The 16180-nt window shown below is 65.8% G+C and carries 19 protein-coding genes; 10 read left to right on the top strand and 9 right to left on the bottom strand.

The window, feature by feature from the left end:
* Positions 1-1277: DNA primase (gene dnaG / locus HB724_RS17410; protein ID WP_213982212.1), on the bottom strand; the 1277-nt coding region annotated here is incomplete at its 3' end.
* A 1-nt stretch (position 1278) separates the two neighbouring features.
* Entirely contained in the window at positions 1279-1731 is a 453-nt protein-coding gene (locus HB724_RS17405) for a GatB/YqeY domain-containing protein (protein WP_213982211.1), read from the bottom strand.
* A 140-nt stretch (positions 1732-1871) separates the two neighbouring features.
* On the opposite strand from HB724_RS17405, the gene carA reads away from it, so the two are divergent.
* The 5 genes from carA (at position 1872) to HB724_RS17380 (ending at position 8190) form a co-directional block, all read left to right on the top strand.
* The gene (gene carA, locus HB724_RS17400) at positions 1872-3035 is read left to right on the top strand and encodes a glutamine-hydrolyzing carbamoyl-phosphate synthase small subunit (protein ID WP_213982210.1); all 1164 of its coding nucleotides are present in this window, start codon (positions 1872-1874) and stop codon (positions 3033-3035) included.
* 47 nt (positions 3036-3082) lie between these two features.
* The gene (locus HB724_RS17395; protein WP_213982209.1) at positions 3083-3649 is read left to right on the top strand and encodes a hypothetical protein; all 567 of its coding nucleotides are present in this window, start codon (positions 3083-3085) and stop codon (positions 3647-3649) included.
* Between the two features lie 10 nt (positions 3650-3659).
* Entirely contained in the window at positions 3660-6995 is a 3336-nt protein-coding gene (gene carB, locus HB724_RS17390) for a carbamoyl-phosphate synthase large subunit (RefSeq protein WP_213982208.1), read from the top strand.
* Positions 6996-7073: 78 nt separating this feature from the next.
* A complete protein-coding gene (greA, locus tag HB724_RS17385) occupies positions 7074-7550 on the top strand; it encodes a transcription elongation factor GreA (RefSeq protein ID WP_213982207.1) in 477 nt (158 codons plus the stop codon).
* Positions 7551-7560: 10 nt separating this feature from the next.
* Complete coding sequence (locus tag HB724_RS17380; protein WP_213982206.1) at positions 7561-8190, top strand: rhomboid family intramembrane serine protease; 630 nt, start codon at positions 7561-7563, stop codon at positions 8188-8190.
* Here the strand turns inward: HB724_RS17380 and HB724_RS17375 are convergent.
* The 5 genes from HB724_RS17375 to HB724_RS17355 form a co-directional block, all read right to left on the bottom strand.
* A complete protein-coding gene (locus HB724_RS17375) occupies positions 8187-8411 on the bottom strand; it encodes a DUF4170 domain-containing protein (protein ID WP_213982205.1) in 225 nt (74 codons plus the stop codon). The two genes, HB724_RS17380 and HB724_RS17375, sit on opposite strands and share 4 nt — an antisense overlap.
* 61 nt (positions 8412-8472) lie before the next feature.
* Positions 8473-8814, bottom strand: a complete 342-nt coding sequence (locus HB724_RS17370) for a hypothetical protein (protein WP_256731592.1) — start codon at positions 8812-8814, stop codon at positions 8473-8475.
* Positions 8811-9167, bottom strand: coding sequence for a hypothetical protein (locus HB724_RS17365; protein ID WP_213982204.1), 357 nt, complete (start codon positions 9165-9167; stop codon positions 8811-8813). The genes HB724_RS17370 and HB724_RS17365 overlap by 4 nt, the downstream gene beginning before the upstream one ends.
* Positions 9164-9505 carry a phage holin family protein gene (locus tag HB724_RS17360; RefSeq protein WP_213982203.1) on the bottom strand — a complete coding sequence of 114 codons (342 nt, stop codon included), beginning with the start codon at positions 9503-9505 and terminating at the stop codon, positions 9164-9166. Before HB724_RS17360 ends, HB724_RS17365 begins: the two co-directional genes overlap by 4 nt.
* Before the next feature lie 15 nt (positions 9506-9520).
* Positions 9521-9985, bottom strand: coding sequence for a hypothetical protein (locus HB724_RS17355; protein ID WP_213982202.1), 465 nt, complete (start codon positions 9983-9985; stop codon positions 9521-9523).
* Between the two features lie 121 nt (positions 9986-10106).
* Between HB724_RS17355 and eno the strand changes: the two genes are divergently transcribed.
* Positions 10107-11381 (top strand): phosphopyruvate hydratase, encoded by a 1275-nt coding sequence (eno, locus tag HB724_RS17350; RefSeq protein WP_213982201.1) that lies wholly within the window; start codon positions 10107-10109, stop codon positions 11379-11381.
* 46 nt (positions 11382-11427) lie between these two features.
* Positions 11428-11745 carry a septum formation initiator family protein gene (locus tag HB724_RS17345; RefSeq protein ID WP_213982200.1) on the top strand — a complete coding sequence of 106 codons (318 nt, stop codon included), beginning with the start codon at positions 11428-11430 and terminating at the stop codon, positions 11743-11745.
* On the opposite strand, the gene HB724_RS17340 is transcribed toward HB724_RS17345, so the two are convergent.
* Both HB724_RS17340 and HB724_RS17335 read right to left on the bottom strand, forming a co-directional pair.
* Positions 11735-12172: a hypothetical protein gene (locus HB724_RS17340; RefSeq protein WP_213982199.1), complete on the bottom strand. Its 438-nt coding sequence runs from the start codon at positions 12170-12172 to the stop codon at positions 11735-11737. The genes HB724_RS17345 and HB724_RS17340 overlap by 11 nt on opposite strands.
* Entirely contained in the window at positions 12124-12603 is a 480-nt protein-coding gene (locus HB724_RS17335; RefSeq protein WP_213982198.1) for an NAD(P)H-binding protein, read from the bottom strand. Before HB724_RS17335 ends, HB724_RS17340 begins: the two co-directional genes overlap by 49 nt.
* Positions 12604-12704: 101 nt before the next feature.
* On the opposite strand from HB724_RS17335, the gene HB724_RS17330 reads away from it, so the two are divergent.
* The 3 genes from HB724_RS17330 to HB724_RS17320 all read left to right on the top strand — a co-directional run bounded on the left by HB724_RS17330 (position 12705) and on the right by HB724_RS17320 (position 16171).
* Positions 12705-13616 carry a LysR family transcriptional regulator gene (locus HB724_RS17330; RefSeq protein WP_213982197.1) on the top strand — a complete coding sequence of 304 codons (912 nt, stop codon included), beginning with the start codon at positions 12705-12707 and terminating at the stop codon, positions 13614-13616.
* 103 nt (positions 13617-13719) lie between these two features.
* The gene (gene pdhA / locus HB724_RS17325) at positions 13720-14769 is read left to right on the top strand and encodes a pyruvate dehydrogenase (acetyl-transferring) E1 component subunit alpha (RefSeq protein ID WP_213982196.1); all 1050 of its coding nucleotides are present in this window, start codon (positions 13720-13722) and stop codon (positions 14767-14769) included.
* A gap of 1 nt (position 14770) precedes the next feature.
* Positions 14771-16171: a pyruvate dehydrogenase complex E1 component subunit beta gene (locus HB724_RS17320; RefSeq protein ID WP_213982195.1), complete on the top strand. Its 1401-nt coding sequence runs from the start codon at positions 14771-14773 to the stop codon at positions 16169-16171.
* Positions 16172-16180: the final 9 nt, after the last annotated feature.

Below are 16180 nucleotides of genomic sequence, written 5' to 3'. Positions count from 1 at the left end.
GGCTGGAACTGGCGTGGTCCGCGGCCGAAATGCACATCGAGCCGTTGGCGGAAGTCGGCGAGATATTCCGACTTCACATTGGGATCGGCGATCTGCCCGGCCAGTTCTGTCAACCGCTGCTTGAGACCCGCGCGCTGCTCCGGCGTATCGAGCGGCTCGGCGGCGACCTCGCTCGCCCAGAGGCGATCGACCAGCGGCTGCGGCACCTTGAGCAGGGCCTCGAACGCCTGCGGCCCCTTGGTGCGGACCAGATCGTCGGGGTCGAGCCCGTCGGGCAACGTCACGAAGGCGAGGCTGCGGCCGGGCTGGAGCAGGGGCAGCGCGCGGTGGGCGGCTCTCAGCGCCGCCTTCTGCCCGGCCGTATCGCCGTCGAAGCAGAGCAGGGGCACCTCGGCGATCCGCCACAGCCGATCGAGCTGGTGCTCGGTCAGCGCGGTGCCGAGCGGCGCCACTGCCTCGCCGAACCCGGCCTGAGTCAGCGCGATCACGTCCATATAGCCTTCGACCGCGATGATCCGGCCCGCCTGGCGCGCGGCGGCCTGGGCGCGATCGAGATTGTAGAGCGTGCGGCCCTTGTCGAAGAGCGGCGTCTCCGGCGAGTTCAGATACTTGGGCTCGCCGTCGCCGATGATGCGTCCGCCGAACGCGATCGTGCGGCCCCGCACGTCGCGGATCGGGATCATCAGCCGGCCGCGAAACCGATCATAGGGCTCCTTCTCCTCGACCTGGATCAGCAGCCCGGCCTCGACCAGCATCGCGTCGCCATAGCCGTTGAGCGCCTGCCGCAGCTTGCCCCGCGAGTCGGGCGAGAAACCCAGCCCGAAGGTACGCGCCGTCTCTTCGGTCACCCCGCGCCGCTTGAGCACCGCGCGGGCCTCGGCGCCCTCGATGCCCTGGAGGCGATCGCCGAACCATTTGGCGGCATCCGCCATCGCCTCGTGCAGGCCCTTGGCGCGCTCGGCCTTCTCGGCGGCGCGGCGGTCCTGCTCGGGCATGTCGAGCCCGGCGACCTGGGCAAGCTCCTTCACCGCGTCGATGAAGGGCAGGCCGCGCTGGTCGGTCATCCAGCGGATCGCATCCCCATGCGCCCCGCAGCCGAAGCAGTGATAGAAGCCCTTGTCGTCGTTGACGTAGAAGCTCGGCGTCTTCTCGTTGTGGAAGGGGCAGCAGGCGCGGAATTCCCGCCCCGCGCGCTGGAGCTTCACCGTCTTGGCAATCAGGCCCGACAGCAGCGTGCGGGCGCGCAGTTCGTCGAGAAAGGCGGGGGTGAGGCTCACCTCAGGAGAGTGCCGCCTTCACCAGCGCACTCGCCTTGCTCATGTCGAGCGTGATCGCGTGGCGCGCCTTCAGCTCGGCCATCACGCGGCCCATGTCCTTCATGCCCGAGGCGCCCAGCTCTGCCTTGATCGATTCGATCGCGGCGCTGGTTTCCGCCTCGCTCATCTGCTGCGGCAGGAAGCGCTCGATCACCGCGACTTCGGCGGCCTCGGCATCCGCAAGCTCCTGGCGGCCGCCCTTGGTGTACATCTCGATCGATTCGCGGCGCTGCTTGACCATCTTCTGCAGCACTTCGACCACCAGGGCGTCGTCGTCCTCGGGCGCCTTGCCGGTGCGCGCTTCGATGTCGCGGTTCTTGATGGCGCTCTGGATCAGGCTGATGGCGGCCCGGCTTTCCTTGTCCCCGGCCTTCATGGCGGTGATCTGGGCAGCCTTGATGTCGTCGCGAATCATGCGTTCTCTTTCGGTTTTCAGATTAGCCGGTGACGATAGCCCACGCTCGCGAAATTGAACAGGTTGACGGCGCGGGGCAGGGGGTCTAGCCGCCGCCCCTTAGCGACATCGCCGCAACCCCAATGGAGCGCCACCCAGTAATGGCCGAAGCCAAACCCATGTCCATGCCTCACGGAGCCACCGGCGTATTGGTGCTCGCTTCAGGGGACGTGGTCTGGGGCCGCGGATTCGGGGCCGAGGGCCAGGCGGTGGGCGAAGTGTGCTTCCACACCGCGATGACCGGCTATCAGGAGATCATGACCGATCCGAGCTTCGCCGGTCAGATCATCAATTTCACCTTTCCGCACATCGGCAATGTCGGCGCCAACCCCGACGATTTCGAAGCCGACACGCCGCATGCGCTGGGCATGATCGTCCGCGAGGACGTGACCGAGCCGAGCAACTTCCGCAGCAACGAGCATCTCGATGCGTGGATGAAGAAGCACGAGCGGATCGGCCTGGCGGGGATCGACACGCGCGCGCTCACGCGCCGCATCCGCACCGGCGGCGCGCCCAACGGCGTGATCGCGCATTCGCCGACCGGCGCGTTCGATATTCCGCTGCTCCTCCAGATGGCCCGCGAATGGCCGGGGCTGGAGGGCATGGACCTGGCGATCACGGTGACGGTCGAGACGCATTATGGCTGGGAAGGCGGCGTCTGGCGCCTGGGTTTCGGCTATGGCGATGAGGGCGCCGAGGACGGCCGCCCGCATGTCGTGGCGATCGATTACGGCTCGAAGCGCAACATCTTCCGCAATCTGGTGAAGGCCGGGGCGAAGGTGACCGTGCTGCCGGCGACGGCGACCTTCGAGCAGGTCATGTCGTTCGCGCCCGACGGCTTCTTCCTGTCGAACGGCCCGGGCGATCCCGCCGCGACCGCCGAATATGCCGTGCCGGTGATCCGCGAGCTGCTGGAGACCGGCAAGCCGCTGTTCGGCATCTGCCTGGGGCACCAGTTGCTCGGGTTGGCCGTGGGCGCACAGACCACCAAGATGTTCCAGGGCCATCGCGGCGCCAACCATCCGGTCAAGCGGCTGAGCGATGGCGCGGTCGAGATCACCAGCATGAACCACGGCTTCGCGGTGGAGCGCGAGACGCTGCCCGCGAACGCGCGCGAGACGCACGTGTCGCTGTTCGATGGGTCGAATGCCGGCATTGAGCTGACCGACAAGCCCGCGTTTTCGGTGCAGTACCACCCAGAGGCCAGCCCGGGGCCGCAGGACAGCTTCTATCTGTTCGAGCGGTTCGTGGGGATGTTGAGGTGAGTAATAATGCGGATCTGCCTCCACCTAACCTGCAATATAGGGCGTTGATGACGAATGTTCGGGCGAGATTTGAAGTCATTGAAAGCCTGAAGCTGAATCAAAATTCTGGATTTGCTCAGTTAGAAACAGCTGCGTTTCATTTGCGAAAATCGATTGAGGGCATTGCATTTGGGTGTCTCGTCGCGATGGAGCAGGGACTAAAGGAGGTTCCACGGGACGCGAAGGGTCAGTGGAATGCTGACAACATCTTTGGTCGCCTGAAAAAGCGGGATCAGCTAGTTTTTCCAGAGGCCTTCAGGCGCGAAGATCCTCCTTTGGATGGTGATCCGCAAGTTAAACATCACATTGTCGCGAACAAAGAGGCTAATCTCTCGATCGAACAAGTGCGGGATATTTATCGCCGATCTCACAAGTGGCTTCACGAATGGAATCCTTACGTGGAGAAGTTGGGCAAGGAGCTTAAGCAAAGTACGGATGATCTTCTTATTGACATTCAGAGTATCTGGAATTGGATTGTTCAGCACATGATTGGCATTGGTGGCCATGTGTTCCTTGGCTTCCTGAAAGATACTGACGGTCAAGTCCGCGTTGTCGCGGCCGAGAGCATGAATTGAAAGTCGAATAATGCCCAAACGCACCGACATCTCCTCCATCCTCGTCATCGGCGCGGGCCCCATCGTGATCGGCCAGGCGTGCGAGTTCGATTATTCGGGCACGCAGGCGATCAAGGCGCTCAAGGAAGAGGGCTATCGCATCGTCCTGGTCAATTCGAACCCGGCGACGATCATGACCGATCCCGAGCTGGCCGATGCGACTTATATCGAGCCGATCACGCCCGAGATCGTGGCGAAGATCATCGAGAAGGAGCGTCCCGACGTCGTCCTCCCCACGATGGGCGGCCAGACCGCGCTCAACACCGCGCTCGCGCTCGCGAATGACGGCACGTTGGAGAAGTTCGGCGTCCAGATGATCGGCGCCGATGCCGAGGCGATCGACAAGGCCGAGGACCGGCTGAAGTTCAAGGACGCGATGACCAGGATCGGGCTGGAATCGGCTCGCTCGGCTATCGCGCACACCGAGGCGGAGGCGCTTGCCGCGCTGGAGCATGTCGGGCTGCCCGCGATCATCCGCCCCAGCTTCACCATGGGCGGATCGGGCGGCGGCATCGCCTATAATCGCGAGGAGTTCATCGCGATCGTCCGCAGCGGGCTCGATCTGTCGCCGACCACCGAAGTCCTGATCGAGGAATCGCTCCTCGGCTGGAAGGAATATGAGATGGAGGTTGTCCGCGATCGCAAGGACAACTGCATCATCGTCTGCTCGATCGAGAACATCGATCCGATGGGCACGCACACCGGCGATTCGATCACCGTCGCGCCGGCGCTGACGCTGACCGACAAGGAATATCAGATCATGCGCAACGCATCGATCGCGGTGCTCCGGGAAATCGGCGTCGAAACCGGCGGTTCCAACGTGCAGTTCGCAGTCAATCCGAAGGACGGCCGCCTGATCGTCATCGAGATGAACCCGCGCGTCAGCCGCTCCTCGGCGCTCGCGTCCAAGGCGACCGGTTTCCCGATCGCCAAGGTCGCGGCCAAGCTGGCGGTGGGCTACACGCTCGACGAGATCGAGAACGACATCACCGGTGCCACTCCGGCCAGCTTTGAGCCGACGATCGACTATATCGTCACCAAGATCCCCCGCTTTGCGTTCGAGAAGTTCAAGGGCGCGGAGGCGGTGCTGGGCACGGCGATGAAGTCGGTCGGCGAAGTGATGGCGATCGGCCGCTCGATCCATGAATCGCTCCAGAAGGCGCTGCGCGGGCTGGAGACCGGCCTTAGCGGCTTCAATGATGTCGACCGGCTGGTCGGCGCGCGTCGCGACGTGATCGAGGCGGCACTCGCCGCGCGGACGCCCGATCGGCTGCTGGCCGCCGCGCAGGCGATGCGCGAGGGTTTCACCGTCGCCGAGATCCAGGCGCTGACCCAATATGATCCCTGGTTCCTCGAGCGCATCCGCGAGATCATCGATGCCGAGGGCGAGATCATCGCCGACGGCCTGCCGCAGGACGCTGCGGGCATGCGCAGGCTCAAGGGAATGGGCTTCAGCGACAAGCGCCTGGCCTATCTCTCGCTCAAGTCGGCGAACCTGCCCAAGGGCACCGAGCGCGGCATCGCGCGCGGCTCCGGCCTCGTTCGCGATGTCGTCAAGGCGATGACCGGCGGCGTGACCGAGCAGGAGGTGCGGGCGCTCCGCCACCGGCTGGGCGTTCGCCCGGTGTTCAAGCGGATCGACACCTGCGCCGCCGAGTTCGAGGCGAAGACGCCCTACATGTACTCGACCTATGAGGCGCCGAGCTTCGGCGAGCCCGAGAATGAGTCCAACCCCACCGATCGGAAGAAGATCGTGATCCTGGGCGGCGGCCCGAACCGGATCGGGCAGGGCATCGAGTTCGATTATTGCTGCTGCCACGCCTGCTTCGCGCTGGCGGATGCGGGCTATGAGACGATCATGGTCAATTGCAATCCGGAGACGGTGAGCACCGATTACGACACGTCCGACCGCCTCTATTTCGAGCCGCTGACCGCTGAGGATGTGCTGGAGATCCTGGAGGTCGAGAAGTCGAACGGCACGCTGGTCGGCGTGATCGTCCAGTTCGGCGGCCAGACCCCGCTCAACCTGGCGCAGGCGCTGGAGGATGCGGGCATTCCGATCCTCGGCACCAGTCCCGACGCGATCGACCTGGCCGAGGACCGCGAGCGCTTCGCCGCCTTGGTCCAGAAGCTGGGCCTCAAGCAGCCCGCCAACGGCATCGCCCGCAGCCGCGACGAAGCGGTGCGGGTGGCCGAGCGGATCGGCTATCCGGTGCTGATGCGCCCCAGCTATGTGCTGGGCGGCCGGGCGATGGAGATCGTCGACAGCCTGGGCCAGCTCGACGACTATATCCAGACCGCGGTGCAGGTCTCGGGCACCTCGCCGGTGCTGATCGACCAATATCTGCGCGATGCGATCGAAGTGGACGTGGACGCCATCGCCGACGGGACCGACGTGGTGGTCGCCGGCGTGCTCCAGCATATCGAGGAGGCGGGCGTCCATTCGGGCGACAGCGCCTGCTCGATCCCGCCCTATAGCCTGCCCGCCGAGATCGTCGCCGAGATCGAGCGCCAGACCGAGGCGCTGGCGCGTGCGCTCAAGGTCAAGGGGCTGATGAACATCCAGTTCGCGGTGAAGGACGGCCAGGTCTACCTGATCGAGGTGAACCCCCGCGCGTCGCGCACGGTGCCTTTCGTCGCCAAGGCGATCGGCATCCCCATCGCCAAGATCGCCAGCCGCGTGATGGCGGGCGAGAAGCTCAAGGATCTGCCGAAGATCGATCGGAACATCGATTATATCGCGGTCAAGGAAGCGGTGTTCCCCTGGGCGCGCTTCCCGGGCGTCGATCCGGTGCTCTCGCCGGAGATGAAATCTACCGGCGAAGTGATGGGCATCGATCGCGATTTCGCGACCGCCTTCGCCAAGTCACAGCTCGGCGCGGGCACGGTGCTGCCGACTGCCGGCACGTTGTTCGTCAGCGTGAAGGACGGCGACAAGCCAGTGATCCTGCCCGGCGTGCGCATCCTGGCCGGCCTGGGCTTCGGTATTGTCGCGACCGGCGGCACCGCGGACTATCTGATCGCCGAGGGGATCGAGGTCGAGCGCGTCAACAAGGTCGCGCAGGGCCGCCCGCATATCGTGGACCGCATTCAGGACGGCGCGATCGACCTGATCTTCAATTCGACCGAGGGCTGGCAGTCGCTCAAGGACTCGTCGAGCATCCGCGCGACGGCAATGGCGCAGAAGATCCCGTACTTCACCACCGCGCCTGCCAGCGTGGCTGCGGCACGGGCTATCGAGGCGCTCTCCCGCCAGACGCTTGATGTTTGTCCGCTGCAGTCTTACTATTCGCATTCGCACAATTGATCTCCCCAACCGGTGTTAGTGTGCGAGCGTCTCGACTGTGAGACGCTTGGGGACTGGGGCGTTTTTGAGGACGAATATATGGCGACGGTCGAAAAGATGCCGATGCTTCAGGAAGGCCATGACAAGCTCAATGCCGAGCTGAAGCGCCTGAAGATCGAGCGGCCGCAGATCGTGGATGCGATCGAGGAAGCGCGCGCGCACGGCGATCTGTCCGAGAATGCCGAATATCACGCCGCCAAGGAGCGTCAGGGCCAGATCGAGGCGAGCATCGCCGATATCGAGGACAAGCTGAGCCGCGCGCAGATCATAGATCCGCGCGACCTCTCCGGCGACAAAGTGGTGTTCGGCGCGACCGTGACGCTGCTCGACGAGGAGGAGAAGGCGATCAAGTACCAGATCGTCGGCCAGACCGAGGCGGACGCCAACAAGGGCCGCATCTCCTACAATTCGCCGCTCGGCCGCGCGCTGATCGGCCGCAAGGTCGATGAGGAGGTCGAGGTGTCGGTGCCGGCGGGCGACCGCTATTATCTGGTGTCGCGCATCGAATTCATTTGAGGACCGGGCCATGGAACGCCTGACGGCGACCACGGCGATCGTGCTGCTCACCATTGCGGTGAGCGCATTGGTGACGCTGTCGCCCTATGCCCCGGATATCCAGGTGCTGGCCGGATTCATGCCGGCGCGCCTGAGCGGCGTCGTGCAATTTCCCGGGCTGACGGCGGTGCCGGTGTGGCTGACTCCGCTGAGCTGCGCGCTGATCCATGCCGGCTTCCTGCATCTGGGCATGAACATGCTGATGCTGGGCTTCACCGGCCGCGAGACCGAGCGTGCGCTGGGTCCGATCGGGCTGGTGATCCTCTATCTGGTCGGCGCCTACGCCGCTGCGTTCGCGCAATGGGTGGCCGACCCGCTCTCGACCGCGCCGATGGTGGGCGCGAGCGGCGCGGCCTCGGCGGTCGTCGGCGCCTATTCGCTGCTCTACGGCCAGTCCAAGGCCAAGGCGATCGGGCCGATTCCGGCCAAGGTCGTCCATATCGCCTGGCTCGCGGTCGCCTGGACCTTGGTCAACCTGCTGATGGCTACGGCGTTCCTGCGCGGCGGCGTGGCGATCGCGGCCGCCGCGCATATCGGCGGCTTCTTCGCGGGGCTGGCGCTGGCGGGTCCGCTGCTGCGCTGGCGCTGGCGAAAGGCTTAGGCCGGCTTGTCGAGATCCGGCTCGAGCAGCCGGTGCAGGTGCACCACCACATAGCGCATCTCGGCATCGTCGACGGTGCGCTGCGCGGCGGCGCGCCACGCCTTTTCGGCGCTGGCATAATCGGGGAAGATGCCGACCACGTCGAGCTTCGACGGATCCTGGAATTCAAGGGTCTGCGGATCGGCCACGCGGCCGCCGAAGACCAGGTGCAGTTTGCTCAATGAGGCCTCCTGGTGCGGTCGCGCCGGCCTTAGCGGGTCTGCGCGACCGCTCAAGTCCTAATCAGGCCTTGGTCGTTGCACCCTTTGCAGCCTCGACGATGTTGCCGAACAGCGCGGAGACGCGCTCCTTGGTCGCATCGCGGCCGGGAAGGAGCGCGTTGACCTCCTCGCGGCCGGTCTCCTTCGCGGCGTTGACCACGGCCGTCGCGCGATCGGCAAGCTTCTTGCCGACCGGGGACAGGGCCTTGCGCTCGCGCTCCAGCCGGGGAAGCAGCATGCCGATGGCCACGCCGATCGCGACTCCGCCGGCGAGCAGCAGGGCGGGATTGTCACCGATCGAGTCGCCGGCCGGCTTGGCCTTGCTCGCGGGCTTTGGCGCGGCGCTGGAAGTGGCCTTGCTCATTTCGAATGTCCTTTCGCGGTCTTGGCGGGCTTGCGTTGTCGCTTCAAACCCTTGGGGGTCTCGGGGGTTTCATGCTTGTTCCTGTGTCCGCCGATGATGTCGCTGATCCAGCCGCGCGCCATCACCAGGCCGATCGCGCCGGTGATCGCCGCTACCGTCAGGGGACGGCCCCGCACTGCCTCGCGGCCCTTGCGCGCCACTGAGGCGAAGCTCCGCACCGCGCCCTCGACGGCATCCTGCGCCAGGTGCGACGGCTTGAGCCGGTCCTGCACTTCGCCGAGCGTGAAGAGCATGCGCGCGCGTGCCGCCTTCACTCTGGCTTCCGCCAGCGAAATGTCGGGCGGGCCGCTCATCCCCGATCCTTGAGGATGCGTTTGATGCGGAGCCAGGCGAGCCGTGCTAGGATCGCGGCAAGGCCGAGCGCCACGGCGACGACGATCAGCGTCGCCCAGCCGGGACCGACATAAGGCGCCAGCGTGAGCACCGATCCGCCCACCAGCGCGCCTGCCGCCGCCAGCCCCAGCGCCGCCGCCACCGCACCGGTCCACAGCGCGAAGCGAAGGTCGCGCAGCTTGGCGCGGGCGAGCGCATAATAATAATCGAGCTCGGCCCGGCCGAAATCCTTCGCGTCGTCGGCAAGCCGCGTCAGCAACTCGCCGATTCCCTGTTCCTGCTGTTCCGGCTCCGGCACCCCCCGCGATGCCTGTTATGCGTCGGTGTCGGATTTGGACTCGCCGGCATCGGCGGTCGCGTCGATCCCCGACTTGATGAGCCGGGCGAGCACGAAGCCGATCGCCGCCGCGGTGCCTACCGCGATCACCGGGCTCTTCTTCACGAAGTCGGTCGCGCCGGCGATCAGATCGTCGACGTCCTTGCCGCGCAGCGATTCAGCGAATCCCGAAATGCCGTCGGCGGCGGAGCGGGCATATCTGCCGTAATTCTCGCCCAGCTTGGCATCGACATCCTCGGCCGCGCTCTTCATCATCTTGGCGACTTCATCCAGCGCGCTGGTCGCCTTGTCCTTGCCTTCGCCGGCAAAGGCGCGCGCGCGATCGGCGGCCTGGCTGGTGAACTTGCCGGCTTCCTCGCGGATCGTGTCCGTCGCGCTGCGCTTCGCTGCGCCGGCCTCGGCCACCGCGTCCTGAATCGCGTCGATCGTTTCGTCTGCCATGTCGAAAAACTCCCATGTCTCGTTCGAAACAACAACGGCCGCGTTTGCGAGTTCCATCCGGAGCCGTTAGAGGCCGCCGCGCGCACCTGCGCCCATAAACCCTAATTAGGGAGACCATTACGTGACCGCAATCATCGACATCCACGCCCGCCAGATTCTCGACAGCCGCGGCAATCCTACCGTGGAGGTCGATGTGATGCTGGAGGATGGCAGCTTCGGCCGCGCGGCGGTCCCCTCGGGCGCCTCGACCGGCGCGCATGAGGCGGTGGAGAAGCGCGACGGCGACAAGACGCGCTGGCTCGGCAAGGGCGTCCAGTCGGCAGTCGATGCGGTCAACGGCGAGATCGCCGAGGAAGTGCTGGGCCTCGATGCCGAGGACCAGGCCGATCTCGATCGCGCGATGATCGAGCTCGACGGCACGCCGAACAAGGGCCGGCTGGGCGCGAACGCGATCCTGGGCGTCAGCCTGGCTGCGGCCAAGGCGGCGGCGGATGCGCGCGGCCTGCCGCTTTATCGCTATGTCGGCGGCGTCAACGCGCATGTGTTGCCGGTGCCGATGATGAACATCATCAACGGCGGCGAGCATGCCGACAATCCGATCGACTTCCAGGAGTTCATGATCGTGCCGGTCGGCGCGGAAAACATCGTCGAGGCGGTGCGCTGCGGATCGGAGATATTCCACACGCTCAAGAAGAAGCTGCATGAAAAGGGGCTGGCGACCGGCGTGGGCGACGAAGGCGGCTTCGCGCCGAACATCGCCTCGACCACCGAAGCGCTCGATTTCATCATGAGCTCGATCGAGGCGGCGGGCTACAAGCCGGGCGAGAACGTGATGCTCGCGCTCGATTGCGCCGCGACCGAATATTACAAGGACGGCGCCTACAGGATGGTGGGCGAGGGCAAGACGCTCTCCTCCGTCGAGAATGCCGAGTTCCTCGCCGGCCTGGTCGCCAGATACCCGATCTTCTCGATCGAGGACGGTATGGCCGAGGACGATTGGGATGGCTGGAAGGCGCTGACCGAGAAGCTGGGTGCCAAGGTCCAGCTTGTCGGCGACGATCTGTTCGTCACCAACCCGACTCGCCTGAAGCGCGGCATCGACGGCGGCTATGCCAATTCGCTGCTGGTGAAGGTCAACCAGATCGGCACGCTCACCGAGACGCTGGAAGCCGTGCGCCTGGCGCAGCGTTCGTCCTACACCGCCGTCATGTCGCACCGCTCGGGCGAGACCGAGGACGCGACGATCGCCGATCTCGCGGTCGCCACCAATTGCGGGCAGATCAAGACCGGCTCGCTGGCGCGTTCGGACCGGCTCGCCAAGTACAACCAGCTCATCCGCATCGAGGAGGAACTGGGCGATGCGGCGGTCTATGCGGGGAAATCGATCCTCAAGTGATTGTCCCCGCTTGATTAGTATCGAGGGTTAGGCGAGAATCCACTTCATGAAGCGCGTTTCTCCCTTCCAGGCCCTGCTCCGCCGCGCGGGACTTCCCGCTGCGGTGCTGATCGCGATCGCCTTCTTTGCGTACAATGCCGTTCTGGGGCCGAACGGCATCGTCGCGGCGAAGGAAGTGAAGCGCGACCTGGAGCAGAAGAACCAGGAATATGCCGCACTCCAGAAGAAGCGTGCCGAAATCAAGAATCGCGTCGACCTGCTCGATCCCAAGCGCGGCGCCGATCCCGACATGGTCGAAGAACTGGCGCGCAAGCAGCTCAACGTCGTCCGCCCCGACGAAGTGATCGTCCCGCTCAACAAATAGCGCGGGCGACCAGCCTGCCGAGCACCTGTTCCAGCGTCGTCGTGCCGCGCAGCCGCTCGGCGCCCGGAGCGCCGAACGCGATCCAGCCCTGGTTGAACCCGTCGACCATCTGGATGCGGGGCAGGGGATTGCGCATGCCCTGCGCGCGGAACAGGCCCTCCCACTCGGCATGCGGCACCGCTTCGGCGCGCACGGGGCGATCGAGCAGCGTTGCGAGGGTGGCCGCGATGTCCAGGGGCGACACCGGCGCCGGTCCCTGAAGCTCGGCGATATGGACACCCTCCCAGTCGCGCTGGAGCAACGCCGCGGCGGCGCTGCCGACGTCCGCTGTCGCGATCATCGGGATTGCGCGGTCGAGCGGCTGGAGGAAGCTGGGGATCACCCCGCCGTCGCGCGCCGGCGCGATGTCCCACGCGGCATTTTCCATGAACCAGGCCGCGCGCAGGAACGCGACGGGCATCGGCAAGCTCGCAGCGCCTCCTCCATCAGGCGAAGCTGGTTGAGCAGGTTCGGCCGGCCGGAATCGGCACCCACCGTCGACAGACAGACCACGCGCTCCGGCTTGGCCGCCGCCAGCGCCGCGCGCACGGCGGCGATCACCGCCCGCGCCTCGCGAAAATCCGGCGAGGGATCGAAGATCGGCGGCAGCAGGACGAACACGCCCTTTGCGCCCGAGAAAGCCGCCGTTAGCGCCGCCGTATCGTCCATGTCGGCCTGCGCCAGGGCGCAGCCCTGCTCGATCCATCCTGCCGCCCTGGCCGGATCGCGCGTGACGGCGCGCACCTGCTTGCCGGCCGCCAGCAATGCCTGCGCGACGGCCCCGCCGACCTGGCCCGTGATACCCGTGATTGCGTACATATTCGCCTCCATTCCAGTGCAGGGCGATTATGCGGCTTCATCGTTATTGCCGGTAACGCCGAATTGTCAGATCATTCATGACTTATAGTCAGGAGTGACGGATGGCATTCGACGAACGTCTTCTTTCCGGCGTGCGCGTGATGGTCGCGGTGGTGGAGGCCGGCAGCTTCACGGCGGCGGCACGCGCCCTGGGCCTGACCGACTCGGCGGTGTCGCGTGCGATCGCTCGGCTCGAATCGCGAGTCGGCGCGCGTCTGTTCGATCGCACCACGCGCTTCCTCCGCCTGACCGACGAGGGCGCGCGTTTCCATGCCTCGGTCGCGCCGATGCTGGCGGGCATCACCGAAGCCGCCGAAGCACTGGCCGGGACCACCCGCGCAGTCACCGGCCGCTTGCGTGTGGACGTCGATGCCCATTTCGCGCGTGCCGTGCTGGCGCCGCACCTGTCTGAATTCCTCGATCGCCATCCCGAATTGCAGCTCGAGCTGCTCGTCCGCGAAGTGCCCGACGATCTCGTCCGTGAAGGACTCGATCTCGCCATCCGCTTCGGGCCGCCGGCATCCTCCTCGATGGTGACGCGCCTGCTGGCGGAAACGCGCGTGCTCACCGTGGCGTCACCCGGCTATCTGGCGCGGCATGGCCGGCCCGCGCATCCCGCCGAGCTCGCCCGATATCGCTGCATACATTTCAATGACCCCCGCAGCGGGCGTCCCTTCGAGTGGGAGTTCCATCGGGATGGGGAAATCCTGTCCGTCGCGGTCGGTGGCGGGCTGACCACCATGGATGCCGGCACGATGCTGGCGGCCTGCCTTGCCGGGGCCGGAATCGCGCAGACGCTGGCGATGGGAGTCGAACCGCTGCTTGCTTCGGGCGCTTTGATCGAACTGTTTCCCGACTGGCCCGACGAGCGCTATCCGCTCCAGGCGCTCTATCCCTCGGGCCGCCATGTGCCCGCCAAGGTGCGCGCGCTGCTCGACTTCTGCCAGCGCTTGCTGGCCGCGCACCCCGCCTGAACGAGAATGAACGGCACATCCCCCGAGGGTTAGTTGCGCAGGCGGACAAAACGCGCTTATAGGCACCCCGCCTTACCCCTCCCCGGACGAGGAATTCCTGATCGTGGCCAAAGCACCGGCTCGCAAAGCACAGACTGACCCCGCAGTATCCAACCGTGAGCGCCCGAACGAGCCGGAACGGTACAAAGCCTCCAAGGAGGAGCTGCTTGCACTCTACAAGCAGATGCTGCTCATCCGCCGCTTCGAGGAGAAGGCGGGCCAGCTCTACGGCCTGGGCTTCATCGGCGGCTTCTGCCACCTCTATATCGGCCAGGAAGCGGTTGCGGTCGGCCTCCAGTCGGCGCTCGACGGCGAGAAGGACTCGGTGATCACCGGCTATCGCGATCATGGCCACATGCTCGCCTATGGCATCGATCCCAAGCTCATCATGGCCGAGCTCACGGGCCGCGGCGCCGGCATCAGCCGGGGCAAGGGCGGCTCGATGCACATGTTCTCGACCGAGCATAAATTCTATGGCGGCCACGGCATCGTCGGCGCCCAGGTCGGCCTCGGCACCGGCCTCGCCTTCGCGCACAAGTACAACCAGGACGGCGGCGTCGCGATGGCCTATTTCGGCGACGGCGCGGCGAACCAGGGCCAAGTCTACGAATCGTTCAACATGGCCGAGCTGTGGAAGCTCCCGATCATCTACGTGATCGAGAACAACCAGTACGCCATGGGCACTTCGGTCAACCGCTCCTCGGCGGAAGATCAGCTCTACAAGCGCGGCGAGAGCTTCCGCATCCCCGGCATCCAGGTCGACGGCATGGACGTGCTGGCGGCGCGCGGCGCGGTGGAAGAGGCGCTGGCCTGGGTCCGCGCGGGCAAGGGGCCGATCATCCTGGAGATGAAGACCTATCGCTATCGCGGCCACTCGATGTCCGATCCGGCCAAGTATCGCAGCCGCGAGGAGGTCCAGTCGGTCCGCGAGAAGTCCGATCCGATCGAGCACGCCAAGCGCGAGCTGGAGGCGATGGGCGTCAAGGAAGAGGATCTGAAGCCGATCGATGCGGAGATCCGCAAGATCGTCAACGAGGCCGCGGACTTCGCGGAGCAGACGCCCGAGCCGGATCCGGCCGAGCTTTATACCGACGTGCTGGTGGAGTCCTACTGAGATGGCCGTTGAACTGAAGATGCCGGCGCTGTCCCCGACGATGGAGGAGGGCACGCTCGCCAAATGGCTGGTCAAGGAAGGCGACACGGTCAAGTCGGGCGACATCCTGGCCGAGATCGAGACCGACAAGGCGACGATGGAGTTCGAGGCGGTCGATGAGGGCACGATCTCGAAGATCCTGATCGCCGAGGGCACCGACAATGTGAAGGTCGGCACCGTGATCGCGCTGATCGCGGGCGAGGGCGAGGATGCCTCCACCCCGGCTCCTGCGGCCGCTCCGGCACCGGCACCCGTTGCGGCAGCCGAGCCCGCCCCGGGCGAGGATGGCGGCCCCAAGAAGGCGGACAGCGGCACGAAGCAGCTCGCCAGCGACAAGGCCGCGACCGTCTCCGACCCCGACATCCCCGCCGGCACCGAGATGGTGAAGACCACCGTCCGCGAGGCGCTGCGCGATGCGATGGCCGAGGAAATGCGCGCCGACGGCCGCATCTTCGTGATGGGCGAGGAAGTCGCCGAATATCAGGGCGCCTACAAGGTCACCCAGGGTCTGCTGGAGGAATTCGGCGACCGGCGCGTGATCGATACGCCAATCACCGAATATGGCTTCGCCGGCATCGGCACGGGCGCGGCGATGGGCGGTCTGCGCCCGATCGTCGAGTTCATGACGTTCAACTTCGCGATGCAGGCGATCGACCACATCGTGAACTCGGCCGCCAAGACCAACTATATGTCCGGCGGCCAGATGCGTTGCCCGATCGTGTTCCGCGGTCCCAACGGCGCCGCGTCGCGAGTCGGCGCGCAGCACTCGCAGAACTACGGCCCCTGGTATGCCAGCGTGCCCGGCCTGATCGTGATCGCGCCCTATGACGCGGCCGACGCCAAGGGCCTGCTCAAGGCTGCGATCCGCAGCGAAGACCCGGTCGTGTTCCTTGAGAACGAGCTGATGTACGGCCGCAGCTTCGAAGTGCCGAAGCTCGACGATTACGTCCTGCCGATCGGCAAGGCGCGCATCGTCCGCTCGGGCAAGGATGTGACGATCGTCAGCTACTCGATCGGCGTCGGCGTCGCGCTCGAAGCCGCCGAGACGCTGGCGGGCGAGGGCATCGAGGCCGAGGTGATCGATCTGCGCACGCTGCGCCCGCTCGACACCGCCACGGTGCTGGAGAGCCTCAAGAAGACCAACCGCATGGTCGTGGTGGAAGAAGGCTGGCCGACCTGCTCGATCTCGTCGGAGATCGTCGCGGTGGCGATGGAAAAGGGCTTCGACGATCTCGACGCCCCGGTGCTGCGCGTCACCAACGAGGACGTGCCGCTGCCCTATGCCGCGAACCTGGAGAAGCTGGCGCTCATCACCGCCGATAAGGTGGTCGCGGCGGTGCGGAAGGTCACCTACAAGAACTGAGGACAGGGG

The sequence above is a fragment of the Sphingomonas sp. dw_22 genome (genome assembly GCF_018449795.1).
In the GTDB taxonomy this organism is placed as follows: domain Bacteria; phylum Pseudomonadota; class Alphaproteobacteria; order Sphingomonadales; family Sphingomonadaceae; genus Sphingomonas.
This window is presented reverse-complemented; position numbering and strand designations above follow the sequence as displayed.